Genomic DNA, 21,944 nt, shown 5'->3' on the forward strand with positions numbered 1-21,944 from the left:
AATCGCTTCGCGGATCAGTGCGCGGCCGGCGCCGCGGCGTTGCCTTCCGCCGGAGCGGCGGCATTGCCCTCTGCCGCGGCGGCCGCAGGAGCCGCATCGGCGGCCGGAAGCGGCAGGTTCGAGCCCTGGGCGTTGAGATAGGCGATCACGTTCGCGCGCGCCTGGGCATCGGCGATGCCGGCGAAGGTCATCTTGGTGCCGGGGGCATATTTGCGCGGGCTGGTGAGCCACTCGTCCAGCGCCTCGAACGTCCAGTTGCCCGGAACGCCCTTCAGCGCGTCCGAATAGGCGAAGCCGGCGACATGGCCGTGCGCCTTGCCCACGCTGGCGTAGAGGTTCGGGCCGATGCCGTTGGCGCCGCCCTGGTTGATCGTGTGACAGGCGGTGCACTGCTTGAACACCGTCTCGCCCTTGGCGACGTCGGCCGAGGCCAGGCGCACCGCGATCGGCGCCACGGCGGCCGCGCCGCCGCCCTCGCCGCCTGATTCGACACCCTCGATCGGGTAACCCATCTTCTCCGGACGCTCCGACTTGAAGACGATGCCGCTCACGATCGAAAGCCCGAGCGCCACAATGCCACCCGCCAGAGCCCAGCCCGCGAACGTATTCGAACGATCATCCATTTCCAGCGATGCCCCAGAAGAAAAGACGTGCCCCCTTAGTACCGCCTTCGACGCATCGCAAGCTAGGGTTGCCCACGATCGCGCACCCGGCTAGCGCGCGCCCACCATGGAGAACTTCGCCGCCCCGGCACGCCCGATCGTCGCCGCCATGACCGCCGCCGCCGCCGCCCATCCGGAGCGCGCGGTCGCCTTTCAGGGCGCGCCCGGCGCCAATTCGCACGTCGCGGCGCTCCAGGCCTTTCCCGACGGGCTGCCGCTGCCCTGCTTCAGCTTCGAGGACGCGATCGACGCGGTGAAGGAAGGCGCGGCCGATTGCGCGATCATCCCGATCGAGAATTCGCTGCACGGCCGCGTGGCGGACATCCATTTCCTGTTGCCCGAATCGGGGCTGGTGATCACCGGCGAGCATTTCCTGCCGATCAAATATGAGCTCGCCGCCACCGGCACGCTGGATCAGGTGAAGGAGGCGATGAGCCACACCCAGGCGCTGGGCCAGTGCCGCAACTGGCTGAAGGCGCACGGCATCATGCCGGTGGCCTATCCCGACACGGCGGGCGCCGGCGCGGTGGTGGCCGAGATGGCGAATCCGGAAGTCGCGGCGCTGGTGCCGCCGGGCGCGGGCAAGCTCTATGGCCTGAACGTGCTGGCTTCGGGGCTGGCCGACGCCGAGCACAACATGACGCGATTCGTGGTGCTGGCCCGATCCGCGCCGGAACGCCCGCGCACCGGGCCGCAGATGACCACCTTCATCTTCGAGGTGCGCAACGTGCCCGCCGCGCTCTACAAGGCGCTCGGCTGCTTCGCCACCAACGGCGTGAACATGACCAAGCTGGAAAGCTATCAGCGCGGCGGCAGCTTCGCGGCGACCGAATTCTACGCGGACATCGTCGGCCACCCGGACGACCCCAATGTGGCCGAGGCGCTGCGCGAGCTGCAGTTCCACGCCAAGCACGTCCGCGTGCTGGGCACCTATCCCCAGGCGCGCAAGCGGGGCTGAGCCCGAAGCCGCGTCCGCCGGATCAGCCCGGCACGTTGCGGCAGATGCCCAGCATTTCCATCAGGCCGTCCATCGCCTTCACGTCGCCGAACACGGCGTTGTCGATGCCGGAAAGCAGCGCGGGTGCCTCCCGCTCGAACTGGCCGTGCATGGCATCCAGATTGCCGTTGCGTTCGAAATGGACGTCCATCACGCGCGACGACCAGGCGCTGGCGGTGCGGCCGGTGGCCTCCTCGCTCACCGCCGCGGGCAGTGCGGCCAGCAGCGCCGCGCTGGGCACGCCGTCCGAAATCGCGCGGCGCCACTGATCCCAGTAGAGCGCGCAGCGTGTCTCCTCGCCTATCGTCTGCGGCGTGACGCCGGCGCCGGCGCCGCGATCGAAGGCCGCGGTTCCCGCCCGGCCCAGCGCCGCGGCGTCCTGCACGGCCGGAAACGGCAGCGCGGCGGCGATCAGGGCAGCGAACAGCACGGTCATCGCGCATCCTCGTCAAGCCGCGGCGCCTCCGCTGACTCGTCCTGCTCCGCCATCCAGGTCCTCAGCAGCGTGTGGGCGATGGCGAAGGGCGGGGGCGGCAGGAACGGCGCGGGTTCGCCCGCGAAGCTGGCGCGGACCTCGTCGCGCGTCACCCAGATCACGTCCTCCAGCTCGGTCGTGTCGATGTCGAGCGCGTCGCCCTGCGCCGCGCCGATGCAGGCGATCATCAGCGACGAGGGAAAGGGCCAGGGCTGGCTGGCGATATAGCGCACCGTTTCCGGCGCCACCCGCACGCCCGATTCCTCCAGCGTCTCGCGCGCAACCGCCTCCTCGATCGATTCGCCGGGCTCGACGAAGCCCGCCAGCGCCGAATAGCGGCCCGGCGGCCAGCCGCGTCCGCGGCCCAGCAGCGCGCGACCCCGAAACTCGGCCAGCATGATGACGACGGGGTCGGTGCGCGGAAAATGCTCGGACGAACAGGCGGGGCAGCGGCGGCCCCAGCCGGCCTTGAACGGCGCAGTCGGGGTGCCGCATTGCGCGCAGAAACGGTGCCGCATGTGCCAGTCCACCACGCTGCGGGCACCGGCATAGAGCGCGGCCTCCGCAACCGGAAGCGCCGCCAGCGCCGCGAAGATCGCCGGGTTGCGCCCCTTCACCGGGGGCTCTGCCGGATCGGCCGCGGCGAAGCACGGCACACCTTCGTCCAGGCCCAGGAACACCACCTCCCCGCCCGCCGGGGCATCGGCGAGCGGCCCCCACGCGAGGTGCCCGTCCGCGATCTCCGGATCCAGGTTGCGCCAGCGCAGCAGCCGCGCGCGCGGATCGGCCATCACCGCCGCCAGCGCTTCCGGATCGGCGCGGACGCGATCGGCGCGATCGATTGTCGCGCCCGTGAAGCCGGGACTCACCGGGCCAGGTCGGCGTAGACCGCCTTCGACACGTCTGTGCGGACCGGATAGCGGGTGTCGGGGAAGTAATTGACCATCACCGTGCCGCGCACGCCACGCACCGGATCGACCCAGCCGAGCGTTCCCGCCGCGCCGGCCCAGCCGAAGGTGCCCTTGCCCGGCCCGTCAGGCGCATCGGCAAGATAGACCGACCCGCCCGCACCGAAGCCGAGCGGCGCGCCCAGCCCCGAGAGCGCCTGAAGGCCCGCGGTATCGGTGCCCGGGGGCAGCAGGTTCGACATCGCGAGCTTCACAGTCTCCGGCTTCAGCACGCGCACGCCATCCAGGTCGCCGCCGTTCTGGAGCATCGCCAGGAACCGGTCATAGTCGCGCGCCGAGGAGACCAGCCCGGCGCCGCCATAGGGGAAGCTGGGCGGGGTGAGCCACACCGATGTAGCGCCCGGATCGATCGGCAGGCGCGTTTCGCCCAGCCAGGTATAGTTGGTCGCCAGCCGCCCCTTTTCGGACGCGGGCACCGTGAACCAGGTCGAGCTCATGTCGAGCGGGCGGAACAGCCGGGTTTCGAGGAAGGTATCGAACCGCATTCCGCTGGCCACCTCGATCACGCGGCCGAGCAGGTCGAGCGCGATCGAATAGCTCCATTTGTCGCCCGGATCGGCGATCAGCGGCAGCGTCGCCACGCGATCGGCGAACTCGGCCAGGCTGGCGGGGCGCACCGGCCGCGCCGTCGCCTCCAGCGCCGTGTTGAGCGCGCCGGGGGTGATGCCCAGCCGGTTGTATTCAGCCAGCAGCGGCCCGGTGGTGATGATGTTGTAGCCCAGCCCCGCGGTGTGAGTGAGCAGGTGGCGCACCGTGATCTCGCGCTTGGCCGGGCGGCTGGTCAGGTCCTTGGCCGGATCGACCAGCACCTTCATGTTCTTGAACGCCGGGATGAAGTCCGAAATCGGCTGATCGAGCTTCAGCTTGCCTTCCTGGACCAGGATCATCGCGGCGATGCCGGTGACCGGCTTGGTCATCGAATAGACGCGCCACAGGCTGTTCTCGTCGGCGCGCGGGGCTCCCGCATCGGCGGCGATGGCGCCATAGGTGAGATAGTCGGGCGACTCGCCCTTGCGGCCGATCGCCACCACCGCGCCGGGAATCTTGCCGCTGGTGACATAGGCCGATGCCGCCGCCGCCGTGGCGGGCCAGGGGCCGCCGGTTTCCGCCTGTACGGCCACCGCCTGGGCATTGGCGGGCGCAGGATGCCACAGCGGTGTGCCCGCCGCGATTCCCGCCGTCGCCACGCCGGCCAGCGCCAGCCGCACCCAGTTCCGCTTGATCATCGCCCTCTCCCCAACGCCTTCGCCGCCTTGGCGAACAGCGTGGGCAGGCCCGCATCGCCGATCGCCGCCACGGGCCACCACTCGCCCGTAACCTGCCCTGAATGCTCCGCGATTGTGGCAGTCGCAAGCGCGCAATCGAGCCGGAAATGGGTGAAGCCGTGCGAAACGCCCGCCCCGGCAATGCGCCAGTCCGCATCGAACGGCGCGTCGGCCAGCCCGGGCGGCGAATCGGTCCAGGGGCCGGTGGGCAGCGCGCGCATGCCGCCGAGCAGCCCCTTGGCCGGGCGGCGCACGAGCAGGACATGCCCGTCGCGCTCTGCCCAGAAGATCGTGCCGTGCCGCAGCGGCCGATCCGGCTTGCGCGCCTTCAGCGGGAACCGTTCCGGCGCCCCGCCCGCGAACCCCGCGCAGGCGCGGCGCAGCGGACAGGCCAGGCAGGCGGGCGCGCGCGCGGTGCAGACCGTGGCGCCCAGATCCATCATCGCCTGGGCGAAATCGCCAGCGCGCTCCTGCGGCGTGATCGAATCGGCCAGCGCATGGATGCGCGGCTTGGCGCCCGGCAGCGCCTCTTCCAGCGCGAACAGCCGCGCGACGACCCGCTCGACATTGGCATCGACCACCACCGCGCGGCGGCCGAAGGCGATGGCGGCGATCGCCGCCGCGGTATAGCCGCCGATGCCGGGCAGCGTGCGCAACTCCGCCTCGCTGTCCGGCAGCGCGCCGCGCTGCGCCACCTCCCGCGCGCAGGCCAGCAGGTTGCGCGCACGGGCATAATAGCCGAGCCCCGCCCAGGCCGACATCAGATCGGCGTCGTCCGCCGCCGCCAGGCTTTCGAAATCGGGCCAGCGCGCCGTGAACCGCTCGAAATAGGGGATCACCGTGGCGACCTGGGTCTGCTGGAGCATCACCTCTGACAGCCAGGTGCGATAGGGTCCGGGCGCGCTGCGCCACGGCAGCGTGCGGGCATTGGCATCGTACCAGCTCAGAAGCGCTGCGGAGATGTTGTCGGGCACAGGCCCCTATGGCATGGACCGGATGGAATGACGAAGCCTCCGCGCACCACCACCCGCAAGCCGAAGGCCGAGGCCCAGCGCGCCAACCGCGCCCGCCCGGTTTCCGAGCTGCTGCCCAGCGTCGGCCGCGCGGCGTTCCGCCGTTTCGGCTTCGTCCAGCATTCGGTGGTGAGCCGCTGGGGCGAGATCGTCGGCGATCGCTATGCCGCCGTTTCCGCGCCCGAGGCGATCCGCTTCCCGCGCGGCCAGCGCGACTCGGGGGTGCTCCACCTGGTCGTCAGCGGCGCGCACGGCACGATGCTGCAGCATGTGGCGCCTGAGATCGTCGAACGGGTCAACCGCTTCTTCGGCTATCCCGCGGTGGCGCGGCTGGCGATCCGCCAGGGCGATGTGAAGCGCCCCGGCCGCGCCGTCGCTCCCCCCGCGCCCGATCACGTGCCCGACGAGCTGGGCGAGAGCCTGCGCGGCATCGCCGATCCGGAGCTGAAGGCCGTGCTCGAATCGCTTGCGGCGGGCGTTGCGGCGCAATCGGGCATTCCCAAGATCGGAAAGATCAGTTGATGCGTCCCCTGCATGCCCTTCTCGCCCCGTTCGCGCTGCTGGGGCTGGCCGCTGCCGGGCCTGCCACGCCCCCCGCTGCCGCGCCGGCGGCGCAGAAGGTGGATTGGGTGCGCGTGGTGGCGCGCGTGCCGGGCGGCGGCGTGCGCCAGGGCAATCCCAACGCGCCGGTGAAGCTGGTGGAATATGGATCGCGAAGCTGCCCCACCTGCGGCCGCTTCGCGCAGGAAGGCGTGGGGCCGCTGCGCGCCAACTATATCGCCACCGGCAAGGTGAGCTATGAATTCCGCGACTATCCGGTGCATCCGCAGGATCCGGCGGGCGCGATCCTGGGCCGCTGCACCACCGATGCCGGCTTCTTCCCGGTGCTCGACGCCTTCTACGCCGAGCAGCAGCGGCTGAACGCCAACGCCGAATCGGCCACCGACGCGGAACTGGCTCCGCTGGCCGACGCGCCGCTGACCAGGGTCCAGGCGTTCTGGGCGCGCAAGGCCGGCTATATCGACCTGCTCCAGCGCAAGGGGATGAGCGCCGCGCGCATCCAGGCGTGCCTCAACGATCCGGCCAACATCCGTTCGTTCGGCACGCTGATCGAAACCGCGCGCAGCCAGGGCGTGAACAGCACGCCGACCTTTTTCGTGAACGGCAACCGGCTCGACGGCATCTACCTCTGGGCGCAGCTTGAGCCCGTGCTCAAAGGCTATGGCGGATGACCGCCGCATCGAATCCAACGGAGAGCTGAAATGCGTGTAGCGCTTGCCCTGATTCCCCTGATGATCCTGGCCGGCTGCGGCGGCGGCAGCAGCGACGGCAACGTCACCGCGCCGCCCGTGGCCAACATCGCTCCGCCCGCCGGCAAGCAATGGGTGGACGTGGTGACCCCCACGCCCGAGGGCGGGATGATCCAGGGCAATCCCGAAGCGCCGATCAAGCTGGTGGAATATGGATCGCGAAGCTGCCCGGCGTGCCGCGCCTTCGCGCTGACCGGCATGGCGCCGCTGCGCGAGAAGTACGTCTCCACCGGCCGGGTGAGCTATGAGTTCCGCGAGTTCTTCGTCCACCCGCAGGATCTGGGCATCGCGCTTGTCGGCCGCTGCGTTTCGAACGAGGCGTTCTTCCCGGTGCTCGACGCGATGTACGAGCAGCAGGACGTGCTGAGCGCCAAGGCCGAAGAGGTGTACCGCTCGCTCGATCCCGCGGCCGCGCCGCTCACGCTGGCGGCCCAATGGGCGCACGGCCTCGGCTATGTGAACCTGATCAAGCAGATGGGCGTCAGCGAGGACAAGGCCAACGCCTGTCTGAGCGACCAGAAGTCGCTGGAGACCATCTCCAAGCACATCGAGGCCGCCACCGCCAAGGGCGTGAGCGGCACGCCGACCTTCTTCATCAACGACCGGCAGCAGGAAGGCGCCGGATCGTGGCCCGCGATCGAGCAGCGGCTGCAGGCGGCCGGGGCGCGATAGGCCACGGCGCGCGCGGGCGCAGGCGATGCAAATCAAGCGGCTGAGGCTGACCGGCTTCAAGAGCTTCGTCGATCCCGCCGACCTGCGCATCGAGCCGGGGCTGACGGGCATCGTCGGCCCCAACGGCTGCGGCAAATCGAACCTGCTCGAAGCGCTACGCTGGACGATGGGCGAGAACAGCCCGAAATCGATGCGCGGCGCCGGCATGGAGGATGTGATCTTCGCCGGCACGGCGACGCGCCCCGCGCGCGACTTCGCCGAAGTGTCGATCCTGGCCGAGCGGATGGGCGGCGAGGATGACAGCGAGCTGGAGGTCGTGCGCCGGATCGAACGCGGCGCCGGTTCCGCCTATCGCATCAACGGGCGCGACGTGCGCGCCAAGGATGTGGCGCTGCTGTTCGCCGATTCGGCCACCGGCGCGCACAGCCCCGCGCTGGTGAGCCAGGGGCGCATCGGCGCGATCATCCAGGCCAAGCCCGGCGAGCGCCGCGCGATGCTGGAGGAGGCTGCCGGCATCGCCGGGCTGCACGTCCGCCGCAAGGATGCCGAGCAGAAGCTGCGCGCGACAGAAGCGAACCTGACCCGGCTCGACGAACTGATCCTGGACCAGGAGAATCGCGCCGCCGCGCTGAAGCGCCAGGCCCGCCAGGCCGAGCGCTACCGCGAGCTTTCCGACCGGATCCGCACCGCCGAGGCGCGGATGATCTTCGCCCGCTGGCGCGATGCCGCGGCCGCCGCCGACGCGGCCCGGCGCGAGGCACAGGCGGCCGAGGCGCAGGTGAGCGAGCGCACCGCCGCGCACGATGCCGCCGCCGCGGCCCAGCAATCCGCGGCCGAAACGCTGGCCGCCGCCCGCGCCGAGGCGCTTCGCATCCGCGACCGCGCGACCGAGGCGATGCACCGGCTGGCAACGCTGCGCAGCGACCGCGCGTCCGTGGAGCGGCGGATCGGCGAGCTGCGCGCCTCCGCGCTGCGGCTGGCCGAGGACAAGGGGCGCGAGGGCGCGCTGGCCCGCGACGCCGCCGAGGCGCTGGCGCGGCTGGAGGAGGAAAGCGCCGCGCTGGACCGGCGCATCGCGGATTCGCAGGCGCGCATGCCCCAGCTCGACACCGCGCTGGCCGAGGCCGAACGCGCCGCGCGCGATGCCGAGGTGGCGCTGGCCCAGGCGCTGGCGGCGCAGGCGAGCGAGGCGGCCGAGGCGCGCGTGGCAGAGGCCGCGCTGAACGCCGCACGGACGCGGGTGGAGCGCGCCGACCGCGATCAGGCGCGTGTCGAGGCCGAGCTGCGCGCGCTGCCGGATGCCGATCCGCTCCGCGCCGAAAAGACCCGTGCCGCCCAGGCGCGCGAACAGGCGCTGCACCAGGCAGAGACCGCGCGCACCGGGCTGGCCCGCGCCGACGCCGCGGAGCGATCGGCGATCGAATCGCGTGATCGCGCCCAATCCGCACGCGCCGCCGCCCATGCCGAACTGGCCCAGCTCGACAGCGAGGCCGCCGCGCTGGCCAAGGCCACCCGGCCCAGCGGCAAGGATCGGCTGCTCGACAAGCTGGACGTCGATGCGGGCTATGAGCGCGCGCTGGCCGCCGCGCTGGGCGACGATCTGGAGGCCGGGCTGGACCCGCACGACGAGCGCCACTGGGCGGGCGCCGCGCCGCAGCCGGGCGATCCCCCGGCCCCCGCGGGCGCCAGCGCGCTTGCCGAGCATGTCCGCGCGCCCGATGCGCTGGCCCGGCGGCTGGCGCAGGTGCTGGTGGCCGAGAGCGACAGCGGCCAGCCGCTCGCGGCGGGCCAGCGGCTGGTGACGCTGGCGGGCGTGCTGCGGCGCTGGGACGGCTATGTCGCGCGATCGGGCGGCGCGGCGGCGGCCGAGCGGCTGGAGCGCGTCAATCGGCTGAACGCGATCGAGAAGGCGCGGCCCGCCGCCGTGCGTGCGGTGGACGCGGCCGACGCGGAGCTGGCGCGGATCGACGCCGACATCGCCGAGGCCCGCCGCGCCGCTGCCGACGCCCGCCGCGTGCTGGAACATGCCGAAACCGCCGGGCGCGATGCCGCGCGTGCCGAGGACCGCGCGACCGGGCAGCTCGAGCGGCTCGACGCGCAGCGCGCCGACCTGGAGGCGCGCCGCGCGCGCGTGGACGCCGAGCGCGACGAGGCGGCCGGCGAACTGACCCGTGCCGAAGCCGCCAAGGCCGCGCTGCCCGACGGCAGCGAGACGCGCGCGCGCGTCTCCGCGCTCAATGCCGAGGCCGAGGCCCGCCGCACCGCCACCGCCGCCGCCCGCGCCGAGCGCGGCGGGCTGGAGCGCGAGATCGCGTCGGCGCGCGAACGGCTGGCCGCCGCGGGCGCCGAGAGCCGGAGCTGGAAGACCCGCGCGGGCGAGGCCGCACGCCGCATCGCCGAGATGGACAAGCGCGCGCAGGAGCTTTCCGACGAGGCCGATTCGCTGAGCGGCCGCCCCGCCCAGCTCGACGCCGCGATCGCCGAGGCCGAGCGCGAGAGCGAGGGCGCACGCAGCGAATCCGCCGCCGCCCAGGCCGCCGAGGCCGCCGCCGAAGCCGCGCTGCGCGGCACCGAGGCCGCCGTGCGCGCCGCCGCAGAGGCGCTGGCCCAGGCCCGCGAGCATCGCGCCGGCGCCACCGCGCGCGCCGAGAATCAGGACGCGCGGCGGATCGAGATGGGCCGCCTGTCGGGCGAGCGTTTCGAATGTCCCCCGCCGCTGCTGCCCGAACGCGCGGGCTTCAAGGAAGACACGGTGCGCGAGCCCGGCGACGAATCGGCCGCGCACGACCGGCTGATCGCCGAGCGCGAGCGGATCGGCCCGGTGAACCTGGTGGCCGAGACCGAACTGGCCGAGCTGATGTCCGCCGCGGAGGGCAATGCCCGCGAGCGCGACGAGCTGGTGCAGGCCGTCCACCGGCTGCGCGGCAGCATCGGCACGCTGAACCGCGAGGGGCGGCTGCGGTTGCTGGCCGCGTTCGAGGCGGTGGACCAGCATTTCCGCCGGCTGTTCACCACGCTGTTCAACGGCGGCCAGGCGCATCTGGAGCTGGTTGATTCGGACGATCCGCTGGAGGCCGGGCTGGAGATCATGGCCCAGCCGCCGGGCAAGAAGCTGCAATCGCTCACGCTGCTTTCGGGCGGCGAGCAGGCGCTGACCGCCGTCGCGCTGATCTTCGCGCTGTTCCTCACCAATCCCGCGCCGATCTGCGTGCTGGACGAGGTCGACGCGCCGCTCGACGACGCCAATATCGAGCGTTTCTGCGACCTGCTCGACCGGATGACTCAAGAAACCGCGACGCGATACCTGATCGTCACCCACAACGCCGCGACGATGAGCCGCATGCACCGGCTGTTCGGCGTGACCATGGTGGAACAGGGCGTCAGCCGCCTGGTCAGCGTCGATCTGGGCGGGGCGGAGCGGCTGCTGGCCGCCGAATAGCCGGAAGGGAGCGAGAGGATGACCCGACTGACCTGGTTCGCCGCGCTGGCCGCACCGGTGCTGATCGCCGCGCAGGGCGCGCCCGTGCTGGTAACCGGCCGGGTGACCAGCGGCGCGGGAACGCCCGAAGCCGGCGTGACCGTGCGGATCGAGCGGCTGGACGTGAGCACCACCACCGGCATCGACGGCAGCTACCGGCTGAAACTGCCGGGCGGCTATATCCCTGCCGGTGCGACGCTGACGATCACCGCGGCGCGCGACGGGCTGAAGCCGGGCAGCGCATCGCTGCGCATCACGCCCGCGCCAAGGCTGGAGCAGGATTTCGTGCTGGAACGCACCACCGCCGCGGATTGAGCGCCGCCGCAACGAATCCTGGGGCTCGCACGTTGTCGATGCCAGGCAAGGTGCCGTCAGGGAGGTGTGGCGATGGCGGGGTTCGGCGGATTCTGGGGTGCGATTGCCGTGGCCGGGCTGGTGGCTGCGCCGTTGGCATTGGCGCAGGACGGACGCGGCAAGGAGCGGCAGGAGGCCCCCGTACCGTCGAAGGACAAGAAGGATAAGGACCCGAAGGAACGGGACGCGAAAGACCCCAAGGACGCCCGGGACAGCCGCACCACCGGCGAAGTGGCCGAGGATATCGCCACCCAGCCCGTGCGCGACGTGGGGATCATGAAGACCAAGGTGCCCCCGCTGCTCGTCGAGGTGCGCAAGGACCCCTATTCCTTTCAGGGCGCGGCCAATTGCCGCCAGATCGGAGCGTCGCTGGAGGAACTGAATGCCGTGCTCGGCCCAGACTATGAAGCGAACCCCGACCCCAGATACAGCCGCAAGATGAAGGTGACGGGCCATACCGTCGCCGGGCTAATCGTGCCGTTCCGCGGGATCGTGCGGGAGGTGAGCGGCGCGGCATCGGCGCAGCGCGAGCTGGACGCCTCCATCGACGCGGGGCTGGCCCGGCGCGGCTTCCTGCGCGGGTTGCAGGTGGCCCGCAAGTGCAAGGGAAGGCCGCGGTAGGCCACGGAAGAGCGCGCCCGCGCTCCGTTCTGCCCAGCTTGCACAGACCATCCAGGCCGGGATCGGCCACGGGATATCGTCTCCAGCAAGCCAGGTCCGAACGAAGCGCGGACGGATATCCGGACTCAGCGCGCCTTGTTCTCCAGCCTCGCGTCGTCCTTGGCATCGATCTCGCGTGCCCTGGCCTCGCCCGCGTCCTCGACATTGTCGGCCTTGTCCTCGAGCATCTCCGCGAGCACCGAATTGTTGGTCGCGTCGGCCTGGGCCTCGAGCGCGTCGGACATCGCCTCGGCGTTCGCCTCGACATTCTGCGCGGCACGATCGTCAGCGCCGCCACCGCATGCGGCAAGCGTCAGCAATCCTGCGGCACCCGCCGCCTTTATGAGCAATTTCATAATCTTGTCCCCTGTTACATTCAGGCGGGGATCAAGCGCTTGAGTCCGCTCAGGGTTCCCGGGCCAGCACCACGCCTTCGTCCGCGCGCAGAGACAGCATGCCCTCAACGGTTTCGCCCGGCGGCCCGGCGGTGGTGAGCAACGGGCGGAAGCGTCCTTCGGGCAGCGCCAGCACAGCCTCTCCGCCGCCCAGGTTCAGCGCCACCAGCAGCCGCGCGTCCCCATGCCGCCGTTCATAGGCGAGCACGTCGCCCTCCGCCGCCACGCCATGCCAGCTTCCGCTCGCCAGCGCCGGATGGGCACGGCGCAGCGCCAGCAGGCCGCGCGTCAGGCACCACATCGACGCAGGATCGGCGCGCTCGGCCGCCACATTGCGCGCGGGCCAGTCCGCGTGGAGCGGCAGCCACGGCTCCCCGGTGGAAAAGCCCGCGTTCGGCGATCCGTCCCACGCCATCGGCGTGCGGCAGGGATCGCGGCCCCAGCCCAGCCCGGGCTCGTTGATTTCGCGCGGATCGCGCACCTGCTCCGGCGCGATCGGCACATCCTCCATCCCCAGCTCGTCGCCGTAATAGAGCGTCGGCGTGCCGCGCAGCGTGAGGAGCAGCATCATCGCCACCCGCGCCTGGCGCGCGCCCACCCGCGTCGCGACGCGCGGGCGATCGTGGTTGCCCAGCACCCAGTTGGGCCAGGCGCCGGGCGGCAGCAGCCCTTCATATTTGGCGATGCGGTGCGCGATCTTGCGGGCGTGCCAGTCCGCGCCGATGAGCTGGAAGTTGAAGGGCAGGTGGACGCCCGGCGCCTCCGCGCTGCCGTAATAGGCCATCAGCCGTTCGACCGGCAGATAGATCTCACCCACCAGCACCGCGCCATGTTCATCGGCGATCGCGCGCATTGCGGCAGCGATCGCATGCACCTCCGGCTGGTCCGTCGAGTTGGTCTGGAGGACCTTCAGGAATTCGGGCAGCCCCGGCCGCCAGTCCGGGTTGGCGGGATTATCCGGGAAACCGGCGTGCTTGATCATGTGCCACAGCACGTCGATGCGGAAACCGTCCACGCCGCGATCGAACCAGAAGCGCAGCACCTCCATCATCGCCGCGCGCACCGCCGGGTTGCGCCAGTTCAGGTCGGGCTGCTGCTTCAGATAGGCGTGGTAATAATATTGGCCGCTGGCCGCATCCCATTCCCACGCCGAGCCGCCGAAATCGCTGATCCAGTTGTTGGGCGGCCCGCCGCCGGGCGCGGGATCGCGCCACAGATACCAGTCGCGCTTCGGGCTGGTCCGCGCGCTGCGGCTCTCGGCGAACCACGGGTGCTGTTCGGACGTATGGTTGGGCACCAGATCGAGCAGCACCCTCAAGCCCCGCGCATGCGCCGCGGCCAGCAGCGCATCGAAATCCGCCAGCGTACCGAAGCGCGGATCGATGCCGCAATAATCCGCCACGTCATAGCCGAAGTCCGCCATGGGCGACGGGAAGATGGGCGAGATCCAGATCGCGTCCACGCCCAGCGCGACAAGATCGTCGAGCCGCGCCGCGATGCCGCGCAGATCGCCCACCCCGTCGCCGTCGCTGTCCTGGAAGCTGCGCGGATAGACCTGGTAGATCACCCCGCGCTGCCACCAGGCGGCTTCGGTCACCGGAAGCGTTCCTTGGGGATATGGGTCACGCGGCACGCCAGATCGGCCTCGCCCGAGACCACGATGTAATGATCGCCCGCGTCCGCGATGCCGGTGGTGAAGACCACGGGCGTGGGCAGGTACATGCGATCGGCCAGCGGCGCGGTGAGCGCCGGGTTCGCCTCGATCAGCGGCTGGCTGTCCTCGATCCGAAGCGGCTTCGACGGGTCCTCACGATCGAGCAGCGCCCAGAAGGTGCGATAGACGCCCACCGCCTCGCGCCGCTCCACGCCGTGATAGAGCATCAGCCAGCCCTCGGGCGTCAGAATCGGCTGGGTGCCGCCGCCCAGCCGCGCGCTGACCGGCGTTCCCTTGCGCGCGCGGATGCCGGGCGTGTCGAGCGGACGCCAGTGCAGCGCATCGGGCGAGACCGCGAAATGGATCGCCGGCCCGCCCAGCCAGGGCGAATCCTCCGGATAGGCGAAATAGGCGTCGCCCAGCGGGCGGGTGAGAGCCATATATTTGCCGTGGGGCTTGCCCTCGAACAGGATCATGTCCTTGTTCTGGTGATCCAGCACCACCCCCAGCGGCTTGTAGTCGATGCCGTTCACCGAATGATACATGGCGGTACATTGGCGATCGGCGGAAACGCCGCAGGTCGTCATCCACCAGGTTCCGCCGACCAGGCTGATCCGCGCGTCCTCCACGCCATATTCCTGATAGGAGGCGGATGGCGCGATCGCCTTGTCGTAATGCACCTTCACGATTTCGCGCGCGTCGCGCGTCACCTCGACCGGCAGCAGCCAGGAAAGCGAGGTGAGGCCATAGAGCCGCATGCCCGCGCCCTTCAGCGCGAAGGTGCGCGGATCGGCCATCTCGACGCCGGCCAGCCGGTGGCGGTCCAGCACATGGCCCTCGGGCGTCCAGCGGATCGTCTGCACCCAGTCGCCGTCCACCGGATCGGCCAGCGCCTCGGCCACGCGCACCATCAGCAGCAGATTGCCGTTGGGCAGCCGCGCGAGCCCGGGGTTGAAGGCGCCCAGCACGAAGGTGGGCGCGTCGATCGACCCGCGCAGCGGCGACTGCGCCAGATCGACGTCGCCGGGCGTGAAGATCAGATAATCGTCAGCGGACATGGTGCCGGCGCCCCGCCCGCTGCGATCCGGCGGGCATCATGCGGCCCCCGCCCCCTGCATCCGCTCATGGTGGCGGATCACCTCGTCGATGATGAAGCGCAGGAACTTCTCCGAGAACTCGGGATCGAGATCGGCGGACTTGGCCAGCGCGCGCAGGCGGGCGATCTGCGCCTCTTCGCGCCCCGGATCGGCGGGGGGAAGGCCCGATTCGGCCTTGTGGCGGCCCACCGCCTGGGTGACCTTGAACCGCTCCGCGAGCAGGAAAACGAGCGCGGCGTCGATATTGTCGATGCTCTGGCGGTAGCGATTCAGCGTCTCGTCCGGCATGGCGCCTCTTTCGCCCGCGGCGCGACCGCGCGCAAGGGCCGGAATCGCGTTACCGGAATCGGCCGCCGCCGCCCCGCCCGCTCTTGCCTTTGCCGCCGCTTGGTTCCAGAGCGCCTCCTCATAATGAGCGCCACGATCCACCGCCTGGGCAGCGAGCGCCCGCCTTCGCTTGAGCCGATGCTGGAGCTGGTGGCGCCCGACATGAACCTTGTGAACGCCGTCATCCTGGACCGGATGCAGTCGGACATTCCGCTGATCCCGGAACTGGCCGGCCACCTGATCGCGGGCGGCGGCAAGCGGATGCGGCCGATGCTGACGCTGGCGAGCGCGCGGCTGCTCGGCTATTCGGGCGCGCGCCACCACAAGCTGGCCGCCGCGGTGGAATTCATCCACACCGCCACGCTGCTGCACGACGATGTGGTCGACAGTTCGGACCTGCGCCGCGGCCGCCGCACCGCCAACATCATCTGGGGCAACCCGGCCAGCGTGCTGGTGGGCGACTTCCTGTTCAGCCGTTCGTTCGAGCTGATGGTGGAGGACGGCAGCCTGAAGGTGCTGAAGATCCTGTCCAACGCCAGCGCGGTGATCGCCGAGGGCGAGGTGAACCAGCTCACCGCCACGCGCCGGATCGATCTGGGCGAGGAACGCTATCTGGAGATCATCGGCGCCAAGACCGCCGCGCTGTTCGCCGCCGCCTGCCGCATCGCCGCCGTGGTGGCGGAGCGGCCCGAGGCGGACGAGCTGGCGCTCGACGCCTATGGCCGCAACCTGGGCATCGCCTTCCAGCTTGTCGACGACGCGATCGACTATGTCTCCGACGCCGGCACGATGGGCAAGGACGCCGGCGACGATTTCCGGGAGGGCAAGATGACCCTGCCCGTGATCCTGGCCTATGCCCGCGGCAGCGACAGCGAGCGCGTGTTCTGGCAGGAGGCCGTCTCCGGCCGCCGCGCCGCCGACACCGATTTCGCCGAGGCGGTACGGCTGATCCGCGCCACCCGCGCGGTGGACGACACACTGGCCCGCGCGCGCCATTACGGCCAGCGCGCGATCGACGCGATCGGCGGCTTCCCCAACGGCGCGGCCAAGGACGCGATGGTCGAGGCGGTCGAGTTCGCCGTCGCCCGCGCCTATTGAGCGCTTGGACAGCGGCGGCTCACTCGAACGCGATCCGCTGACCGGCAGGCCGCTGGCGCCCAGGGGGTGGCGGATCGCGCGCATGCTCGTAACGGCGGTGCGGATGATCGGGCTCGTGCTGCTCGCCATCGGCATCGCGATGCAGCTTTCGGGCAGCGCCAACGCCAAGGCGCTCTACGCCGCCGCCGCGATGGTGCTGGCCTATGCGCAGTTCCGCGCGTTCTTCCTGCGCCAGACGCAGCGCCGCTTCGAACGCATCATCGCCGCGCACGAACGGGATGAAGCGAACGGCAGCCAGCCAGCCTGAGCCCCTAATCCCCCGCCGGCAGCCGCCATTCGACGCGCAGGCCAGGGCCGGCATCGGCGAAGCGCACTTCCGACCCGTGGAGCGCCGCCACGCTGGTCACCAGCGCCAGCCCCAGGCCGAAGCCAGGCACCTGTTCCGTCCCCGGCGCGCGGAAGAAGCGTTCGCCCAGCTTGCCCTCCAGTTCGGGCGGCACGCCAGGCCCGTTGTCGGCGATGCCCAGCAGCGCTTGCCCGCCCTCGCGCGCCAGCGTCACCGCGATGCGCCCGCCGCGCGGGGTGAACTTGGCGGCATTGTCGATCAGGTTGCTCACCGCCTGGAACAACAGATCCGGATCGCCGGTCACCGCGATGCCGGGGGCGATTGCGGTCTCCAGCGTCAGCGCGCGCTCTTCCGCCTGGGGGGCGTGATATTCGGCGGCGTCGGCCACCAGCGCGCTGAGATCCAGCGGGCGCAACGCCGCGCGCGGCCGCGAAGCCTCGATACCCGAGATGCGCAGCACGCCATCGAACATCCGCGCCAGCCGCTCCGCCTCCTCCTGCGCGCGCGCGACCAGCGCCGGGGCGCGATCGGGCGGCGCACAGGCCAGCTCGGCCAGCTCCGCCTGCAGCCGGGCGAGCGGCGTGCGCAGTTCGTGCGCCACGCTGTCCGACACGCGGCGCACCGCCTCCAGCGATGCCTCGATCCGGTCGAGCATCGCGTTTAGCGTCGCCGCCAGCCGGTCCATGTCGTCGCGGTTGCCGCGTTCGGGGATGCGGCCCGAAAGATCGCCGGCCATCACGCGGTGCGCGGCCGCGGTCATCGCCTCGATCTGGCGGCCGATCGACCGGCTGAGCAGCGCGCCGCCCGCGATCACCAGCAGCAGCACCGCCGGGACGCCCCAGGCCATCGCGTTGCGGATGACGTCGCCGATCTTGTCATATTCCTCGATGTCGCGGCCGATCAGCATCCGCATGCCGCCCGCCAGCGGCAGATCGAGCACCAGCGCCTCGTGATCGTCCTCGTCGCCGTCGCGATAGATGTCCGCCTCGATCCGCAGCCATCGCGCGTCGGACGCGGCGGGCCAGCTCGGCAGGTTGGTGGTCAGCACATGGCCGTCGGCCGCGATCAGCGCGTGATAGGCGAGTGAGGCCGCGCCGGGCTCCGCCGCCCGCACGCGCAGCGCCTGCGCCAGCGCCTGCGGCCCGCGCGCGGCGAACAACCGCTCATATTGATGCGCCTCGGCCTCCACCTCATGCTCGATCGATTCGATCGGGCGGTGGATGCTGATCCAGTAGAAGGAGCCGAGCAGGATCGACAGCGATACGGTGAACAGCACCGCATAGAGCAGTGCCAGCCGGAACGAGAAGCTGGTGAGCAGCCGGCTCATCCCGTTCGCAGCCGGTAGCCCGATCCGCGCACGGTTTCGATCAGCATATCGTCGAACCCGCGTTCGATCTTCTGGCGCAGGCGGCTGACATGCTGGTCGATCACATTGGTCTGCGGATCGAAATGATAGTCCCAGACATGCTCCAGCAGCATGGATCGCGTGACCACCCGGCCCGCGTTGCGCGCAAGATATTCGAGGATGCGGAACTCGCGCGCGGTCAGCTCGATCCGCTGCCCGGCACGGCGCACGATGCGCGCGGCGATATCGATCTCCAGCGGGCCGATGCGCAGCTCGGTGGCGGGCGGGGCCGCGGCGGGGCGCCTGCCCAGCGCCTCCACCCGCGCCAGCAGCTCGGTGAGCGCGAAGGGCTTGGTGAGATAATCGTCACCGCCCGCGCGCAGCCCCTTCACCCGCTCGTCGATCGCCCCCAGCGCGCTCAGGATCAGCACGGGGGTGGTGTCGCCCGTCGCGCGGATCGTCTGCAGCACGCTGAGCCCGTCCACATTGGGCAGCATGCGATCGAGCACGATCACGTCGAACTGTTCGGAACTGGCGAGCGCCAGCCCCGCAGCGCCGTCCGCCGCGCGCGCGGCAAGATGCCCTTCCTCGCGCAACCCCTTGTCGACGAAGTCGGCGACGCGGTCGTCATCCTCGATCAGCAGCACCCGCATGGGCAGCCTATGTGCCAGCCACCGCCGGATTTCGATAGCCGGGCGCGAACATGGCGGGAAACAAATGTTACTGTCATCGAACTGCGACATGACCGTGCCATTGGCGCCGCCAAGGAGATGTCATGTCCATGCGAACCGAGCGTAACCGGAGCCACGAGATGAAGTCGGGCAAGCCCTGCTTCGCGCTGTTCGTCGGCCTGCTGCTGTGGGGCATGCGCAACGCCGAGACCCCGGCGGGCGAGCCCCGCCACGGCTGATCCGCCGCCGCGGCGCGCGCCGGGCGGCGTGCGCGCGGCCGTGAAATATGCCAAGGCCGCCGCGCATGAGCGGCCTTCCCATCCTTGCCATATTGCCGGACCTGCTCGCCGCGCTGAACGCGGGCGGCTCCGCCGTGCTCGTCGCCCCGCCCGGCGCGGGCAAGACGACGGCGGTGGCGCCCGCGCTGCTGGGCGAAGAATGGTGTACCGGCGAGGTGCTGCTGCTCTCGCCCCGCCGCCTGGCCGCGCGCGCCGCCGCCGAGCGGATGGCCGCGCTGGCGGACGAGCCGGTGGGCCGGACCTATGGCTATGCCACCCGGATGGACAGCAAGCGATCCGCCGCGACGCGCGTGACCGTGCTGACAGAGGGCATCTTCGTGAACCGGATCCAGGCGGACCCGGAGCTTTCGGGCGTGTCCGCCGTGCTGTTCGACGAGGTGCATGAGCGCAGCCTGGACAGCGATTTCGGCCTGGCGCTGGCGCTCGACGCGCAGGCGGCGCTACGCCCGGACCTGCGCGTCCTGGCGATGTCAGCCACGCTGGACGGCGCCCGCTTCTCCGCGCTGATGGCAGGGGAAACCGGAGCCGCCGCCCCGGTGATCGAGAGCGAGGGGCGCAGCCACCCGCTGGAGCTGCGCCACATCGGCCGCGCGGCAGAGGCGCGGATCGAGGATTCGATGGCCGCCGCGATCCGCCAGGCGCTGCGAGAGGCCGACGGCGGCGTGCTCGCCTTCCTGCCCGGCGTGGCCGAGATCGAGCGCACCGCCGAGCGGATCGGCGAGGTTCCCGGCGCCGTGCTCCACAAGCTCCACGGCAGCCTGGAGCCCGCCGCCCAGCGCGCGGCGATCGCCCCCGATCCCGCCGGGCGGCGCAAGATCGTGCTGGCCACATCGATCGCGGAGACGTCGCTGACGCTGGACGGCATCCGCGTGGTGGTCGATTCGGGGCTGGCGCGGCGCCCGCGCTACGATCGCGCGGCGGGGATGACTCGGCTGGTGACCGAACGCGCGAGCCACGCCGCCGTGACCCAGCGCGCCGGCCGCGCCGCGCGCCAGGGGCCGGGCGTGGCCTATCGCCTGTGGGAGGCCGCCGCCACCGCCGGCCTGCCCCGGTTCGACCCGCCCGAGATGCTGGAGGCGGACCTCTCCGCGCTGACGCTCGACTGCGCCTTGTGGGGCGTGGCCGATCCACGGGCGCTGCGCTGGCTCGATCCCCCGCCCGAAGCGGCGGTGCAGGAAGCGCGCGCGCGGCTGGCGGCGCTGGAGGCGATCGACGGCGACGGCCGCCCCACGGCGCACGGCAAGGCGATCGCCGCGCTGCCCCTGCCTCCGCGGCTGGGCCATATGCTGGTGCGCGCGGGCGAGCGCGGGCTGGCGCGCACCGCCGCCGAGGTGGCCGTGCTGCTCGGCGAGCGCGGGCTGGGCGGCAACGACGCCGACCTGGAGCTCAGGCTGCGGCGCTGGCGGGGCGAGCGCGGCCAGCGCGCGGAGAACGCCCGGCGGCTGGCCGAACGCTGGCGCAAGCTGGTCCCCGGCTCGGCTGCCGAAGACGGCGGCGGCGGCGGCGAGGAAACCGCTACCTGCATCGCGCTCGCCTTCCCGGATCGCATCGCCAGGCGGCGCGACGGCAGCGGCGAGACCTGGGCTTCGGCGGGCGGGCGTGGCTTCCGCCTCGATCCTTCCTCCAGCCTGGCCCGCGCCGAATGGCTGGCGGTGGCGGAGACCCAGGGCATGGCGGCAGGCGCGCGCATCCTTTCCGCCGCGCAGATCGACGCCGCGACGGTGGAGGCGCTGTTCGGCCACCGTATCGAGACGCGCCGCAGCGTGGCCTTCGATCCCGCCACCGGCGCGGTGAAGGCCGAGCGCGAGCGGCGGCTGGGCGCGATCCGCCTGTCGGGCGGCCCCGATTCGGCAGCGAGCGCGGCGGAGATCGAGGCCGCGCTGCTGGAGGGCGTGCGCACGCACGGGCTGGCGCTGCTCCCCTGGTCCGAAGGGGCGGCGGCGCTGCGGACGCGATCCGCCTTCGCGGCAAAGCATGGCGGGGGTGACGATGCGCTTTCGGACGCGGCGTTGGTGGCACGGCTCGACGAATGGCTGCCGCCGCTGCTCGCGGGCAAGCGCCGGCTCGACGCGATCGCGGCCGAGGCGCTGACCCATGCGCTGGAGGGGCTGATCGGCTGGGACGCGATGCGCGCACTCGACCGTATCGCGCCCGCCCGGATGGAGACGCCCGCAGGGTCCAGCCACGCGATCGACTATGGCGCCGAGGGCGGCCCCACCGTGGAGGTGCGCGTGCAGGCGCTGTTCGGGCTTTCCGAACATCCGATGGCGGGCGGCGTGCCGATCGTCCTCAGCCTCACCTCGCCCGCCGGCCGCCCGATCCAGACGACGCGCGACCTGCCCGGCTTCTGGAAGGGGAGCTGGGCCGCGGTGGCGAAGGAGATGCGCGGGCGATACCCCAAACATCCCTGGCCCGACGATCCCGCAAGCGCATCCGCGACGCTCAGGACAAAGAAAGCCGACGCAAGGGGCGCAGGCCCGCGCTAGGATTTCCCTCGTATTAGGCGGTGCCGATTGCGCCGAAGGCGGACAGACTCTAGAGGATTCGCCCATGAAGACCGCCCGCATCTATCAGCGCCCGAAGAACGCGATGCAGTCCGGACGCGCGCTCACCGGCCAGTGGATCATCGAGTTCGAACCGGCCGAGCCGCAGCGCGCCGATCCGCTCACCGGCTGGGCGGGATCGGGCGACACCCAGGCGCAGCTTCGCCTGCGATTCCCCACGCTGGAAGCCGCCAAGGCCTATGCCGAGCGCGAAGGCGTGGCCTATCACGTCGTCCCCGCGCCCGATCGCAAGCTCAAGCTCCAGGCCTACGCCGACAATTTCCGGTAGGACCGGGCCGCCCCATCCTCGCCCGC

The 21,944-nt window shown here is 71.4% G+C and carries 23 protein-coding genes; 12 read left to right on the forward strand and 11 right to left on the reverse strand.

Annotation, left to right across the window (positions count from 1 at the left end; translation table 11 throughout):
• Positions 1–14: 14 nt before the first annotated feature.
• Positions 15–623: a c-type cytochrome gene (locus OM513_RS00705; protein WP_264942224.1), complete on the reverse strand. Its 609-nt coding sequence runs from the start codon at positions 621–623 to the stop codon at positions 15–17.
• Between the two features lie 106 nt (positions 624–729).
• On the opposite strand from OM513_RS00705, the gene OM513_RS00710 reads away from it, so the two are divergent.
• Positions 730–1,620 carry a prephenate dehydratase gene (locus OM513_RS00710; protein WP_264942225.1) on the forward strand — a complete coding sequence of 297 codons (891 nt, stop codon included), beginning with the start codon at positions 730–732 and terminating at the stop codon, positions 1,618–1,620.
• Positions 1,621–1,642: 22 nt separating this feature from the next.
• Here the strand turns inward: OM513_RS00710 and OM513_RS00715 are convergent, their stop codons facing one another.
• The 4 genes from OM513_RS00715 to OM513_RS00730 are packed head-to-tail and all read right to left on the reverse strand — an operon-like array spanning position 1,643 to position 5,341.
• Entirely contained in the window at positions 1,643–2,095 is a 453-nt protein-coding gene (locus OM513_RS00715) for a hypothetical protein (protein ID WP_264942226.1), read from the reverse strand.
• On the reverse strand, positions 2,092–3,003 hold the full coding sequence (nudC, locus tag OM513_RS00720) for an NAD(+) diphosphatase (protein ID WP_264942227.1): 912 nt from the start codon (positions 3,001–3,003) through the stop codon (positions 2,092–2,094). The genes OM513_RS00715 and nudC overlap by 4 nt, the downstream gene beginning before the upstream one ends.
• Complete coding sequence (locus OM513_RS00725; RefSeq protein ID WP_264942228.1) at positions 3,000–4,328, reverse strand: serine hydrolase domain-containing protein; 1,329 nt, start codon at positions 4,326–4,328, stop codon at positions 3,000–3,002. The genes nudC and OM513_RS00725 overlap by 4 nt, the downstream gene beginning before the upstream one ends.
• Entirely contained in the window at positions 4,325–5,341 is a 1,017-nt protein-coding gene (locus OM513_RS00730; protein ID WP_264942229.1) for an A/G-specific adenine glycosylase, read from the reverse strand. Before OM513_RS00730 ends, OM513_RS00725 begins: the two co-directional genes overlap by 4 nt.
• A gap of 27 nt (positions 5,342–5,368) precedes the next feature.
• On the opposite strand from OM513_RS00730, the gene OM513_RS00735 reads away from it, so the two are divergent.
• The 6 genes from OM513_RS00735 (at position 5,369) to OM513_RS00760 (ending at position 11,815) form a co-directional block, all read left to right on the forward strand.
• On the forward strand, positions 5,369–5,902 hold the full coding sequence (locus OM513_RS00735; protein WP_264942230.1) for a DUF721 domain-containing protein: 534 nt from the start codon (positions 5,369–5,371) through the stop codon (positions 5,900–5,902).
• Positions 5,902–6,612: a DsbA family protein gene (locus tag OM513_RS00740; protein WP_264942231.1), complete on the forward strand. Its 711-nt coding sequence runs from the start codon at positions 5,902–5,904 to the stop codon at positions 6,610–6,612. Before OM513_RS00735 ends, OM513_RS00740 begins: the two co-directional genes overlap by 1 nt.
• 30 nt (positions 6,613–6,642) lie before the next feature.
• Positions 6,643–7,362, forward strand: a complete 720-nt coding sequence (locus OM513_RS00745) for a DsbA family protein (RefSeq protein ID WP_264942232.1) — start codon at positions 6,643–6,645, stop codon at positions 7,360–7,362.
• Positions 7,363–7,387: 25 nt separating this feature from the next.
• Positions 7,388–10,801, forward strand: coding sequence for a chromosome segregation protein SMC (gene smc / locus OM513_RS00750; protein ID WP_264942233.1), 3,414 nt, complete (start codon positions 7,388–7,390; stop codon positions 10,799–10,801).
• A gap of 18 nt (positions 10,802–10,819) precedes the next feature.
• Positions 10,820–11,155 (forward strand): carboxypeptidase-like regulatory domain-containing protein, encoded by a 336-nt coding sequence (locus OM513_RS00755; protein ID WP_264942234.1) that lies wholly within the window; start codon positions 10,820–10,822, stop codon positions 11,153–11,155.
• 72 nt (positions 11,156–11,227) lie between these two features.
• Positions 11,228–11,815 (forward strand): hypothetical protein, encoded by a 588-nt coding sequence (locus OM513_RS00760; protein ID WP_264942235.1) that lies wholly within the window; start codon positions 11,228–11,230, stop codon positions 11,813–11,815.
• Positions 11,816–11,940: 125 nt separating this feature from the next.
• Here OM513_RS00760 and OM513_RS00765 read toward each other — a convergent pair whose 3' ends face one another.
• The 4 genes from OM513_RS00765 to OM513_RS00780 are packed head-to-tail and all read right to left on the reverse strand — an operon-like array spanning position 11,941 to position 15,288.
• Positions 11,941–12,210 carry a hypothetical protein gene (locus OM513_RS00765; protein ID WP_264942236.1) on the reverse strand — a complete coding sequence of 90 codons (270 nt, stop codon included), beginning with the start codon at positions 12,208–12,210 and terminating at the stop codon, positions 11,941–11,943.
• Between the two features lie 49 nt (positions 12,211–12,259).
• Positions 12,260–13,846, reverse strand: coding sequence for an alpha-amylase family glycosyl hydrolase (locus OM513_RS00770; RefSeq protein WP_264942237.1), 1,587 nt, complete (start codon positions 13,844–13,846; stop codon positions 12,260–12,262).
• On the reverse strand, positions 13,843–14,961 hold the full coding sequence (locus tag OM513_RS00775) for a glycoside hydrolase family 130 protein (protein ID WP_264942238.1): 1,119 nt from the start codon (positions 14,959–14,961) through the stop codon (positions 13,843–13,845). Before OM513_RS00775 ends, OM513_RS00770 begins: the two co-directional genes overlap by 4 nt.
• Positions 14,962–14,997: 36 nt before the next feature.
• A complete protein-coding gene (locus OM513_RS00780) occupies positions 14,998–15,288 on the reverse strand; it encodes a chorismate mutase (RefSeq protein ID WP_264942239.1) in 291 nt (96 codons plus the stop codon).
• 123 nt (positions 15,289–15,411) lie between these two features.
• On the opposite strand from OM513_RS00780, the gene OM513_RS00785 reads away from it, so the two are divergent.
• Positions 15,412–16,425, forward strand: a complete 1,014-nt coding sequence (locus tag OM513_RS00785; RefSeq protein WP_264942240.1) for a polyprenyl synthetase family protein — start codon at positions 15,412–15,414, stop codon at positions 16,423–16,425.
• An 82-nt stretch (positions 16,426–16,507) separates the two neighbouring features.
• Positions 16,508–16,732: a hypothetical protein gene (locus OM513_RS00790; RefSeq protein WP_264942241.1), complete on the forward strand. Its 225-nt coding sequence runs from the start codon at positions 16,508–16,510 to the stop codon at positions 16,730–16,732.
• Positions 16,733–16,736: 4 nt separating this feature from the next.
• Here OM513_RS00790 and OM513_RS00795 read toward each other — a convergent pair whose 3' ends face one another.
• Entirely contained in the window at positions 16,737–18,098 is a 1,362-nt protein-coding gene (locus OM513_RS00795) for a sensor histidine kinase (protein WP_264942242.1), read from the reverse strand.
• Complete coding sequence (locus tag OM513_RS00800; protein ID WP_264942243.1) at positions 18,095–18,769, reverse strand: response regulator transcription factor; 675 nt, start codon at positions 18,767–18,769, stop codon at positions 18,095–18,097. The genes OM513_RS00795 and OM513_RS00800 overlap by 4 nt, the downstream gene beginning before the upstream one ends.
• Positions 18,770–18,891: 122 nt before the next feature.
• Between OM513_RS00800 and OM513_RS00805 the strand changes: the two genes are divergently transcribed.
• The 3 genes from OM513_RS00805 to OM513_RS00815 all read left to right on the forward strand — a co-directional run bounded on the left by OM513_RS00805 (position 18,892) and on the right by OM513_RS00815 (position 21,918).
• Positions 18,892–19,026: a hypothetical protein gene (locus tag OM513_RS00805; protein ID WP_264942244.1), complete on the forward strand. Its 135-nt coding sequence runs from the start codon at positions 18,892–18,894 to the stop codon at positions 19,024–19,026.
• A gap of 65 nt (positions 19,027–19,091) precedes the next feature.
• Positions 19,092–21,572: an ATP-dependent helicase HrpB gene (hrpB, locus tag OM513_RS00810; RefSeq protein WP_264942245.1), complete on the forward strand. Its 2,481-nt coding sequence runs from the start codon at positions 19,092–19,094 to the stop codon at positions 21,570–21,572.
• Positions 21,573–21,636: 64 nt separating this feature from the next.
• Positions 21,637–21,918, forward strand: coding sequence for an ETC complex I subunit (locus OM513_RS00815; RefSeq protein WP_264942246.1), 282 nt, complete (start codon positions 21,637–21,639; stop codon positions 21,916–21,918).
• Positions 21,919–21,944 lie beyond the last annotated feature (26 nt).

Source organism: Sphingomonas canadensis (assembly GCF_026013525.1).
GTDB classification, from domain to species: Bacteria; Pseudomonadota; Alphaproteobacteria; order Sphingomonadales; family Sphingomonadaceae; genus Sphingomonas; species Sphingomonas canadensis.

Bases quoted from the DNA above. Each gene is read 5' to 3' on its own strand.
- OM513_RS00780 (WP_264942239.1), bottom strand. From the start codon at position 15,288: ATGCCGGACGAGACGCTGAATCGCTACCGCCAGAGCATCGACAATATC.
- OM513_RS00725 (WP_264942228.1), bottom strand. From the start codon at position 4,328: ATGATCAAGCGGAACTGGGTGCGGCTGGCGCTGGCCGGCGTGGCGACG.
- OM513_RS00745 (WP_264942232.1), top strand. From the start codon at position 6,643: ATGCGTGTAGCGCTTGCCCTGATTCCCCTGATGATCCTGGCCGGCTGC.
- OM513_RS00715 (WP_264942226.1), bottom strand. From the start codon at position 2,095: ATGACCGTGCTGTTCGCTGCCCTGATCGCCGCCGCGCTGCCGTTTCCG.
- OM513_RS00755 (WP_264942234.1), top strand. From the start codon at position 10,820: ATGACCCGACTGACCTGGTTCGCCGCGCTGGCCGCACCGGTGCTGATC.
- OM513_RS00735 (WP_264942230.1), top strand. From the start codon at position 5,369: ATGACGAAGCCTCCGCGCACCACCACCCGCAAGCCGAAGGCCGAGGCC.
- OM513_RS00760 (WP_264942235.1), top strand. From the start codon at position 11,228: ATGGCGGGGTTCGGCGGATTCTGGGGTGCGATTGCCGTGGCCGGGCTG.
- OM513_RS00705 (WP_264942224.1), bottom strand. From the start codon at position 623: ATGGATGATCGTTCGAATACGTTCGCGGGCTGGGCTCTGGCGGGTGGC.
- OM513_RS00710 (WP_264942225.1), top strand. From the start codon at position 730: ATGGAGAACTTCGCCGCCCCGGCACGCCCGATCGTCGCCGCCATGACC.
- OM513_RS00790 (WP_264942241.1), top strand. From the start codon at position 16,508: ATGCTCGTAACGGCGGTGCGGATGATCGGGCTCGTGCTGCTCGCCATC.
- OM513_RS00765 (WP_264942236.1), bottom strand. From the start codon at position 12,210: ATGAAATTGCTCATAAAGGCGGCGGGTGCCGCAGGATTGCTGACGCTT.
- OM513_RS00815 (WP_264942246.1), top strand. From the start codon at position 21,637: ATGAAGACCGCCCGCATCTATCAGCGCCCGAAGAACGCGATGCAGTCC.
- OM513_RS00800 (WP_264942243.1), bottom strand. From the start codon at position 18,769: ATGCGGGTGCTGCTGATCGAGGATGACGACCGCGTCGCCGACTTCGTC.
- OM513_RS00785 (WP_264942240.1), top strand. From the start codon at position 15,412: ATGAGCGCCACGATCCACCGCCTGGGCAGCGAGCGCCCGCCTTCGCTT.
- smc (WP_264942233.1), top strand. From the start codon at position 7,388: ATGCAAATCAAGCGGCTGAGGCTGACCGGCTTCAAGAGCTTCGTCGAT.
- OM513_RS00775 (WP_264942238.1), bottom strand. From the start codon at position 14,961: ATGTCCGCTGACGATTATCTGATCTTCACGCCCGGCGACGTCGATCTG.
- hrpB (WP_264942245.1), top strand. From the start codon at position 19,092: ATGAGCGGCCTTCCCATCCTTGCCATATTGCCGGACCTGCTCGCCGCG.
- OM513_RS00795 (WP_264942242.1), bottom strand. From the start codon at position 18,098: ATGAGCCGGCTGCTCACCAGCTTCTCGTTCCGGCTGGCACTGCTCTAT.
- OM513_RS00805 (WP_264942244.1), top strand. From the start codon at position 18,892: ATGTCCATGCGAACCGAGCGTAACCGGAGCCACGAGATGAAGTCGGGC.
- OM513_RS00740 (WP_264942231.1), top strand. From the start codon at position 5,902: ATGCGTCCCCTGCATGCCCTTCTCGCCCCGTTCGCGCTGCTGGGGCTG.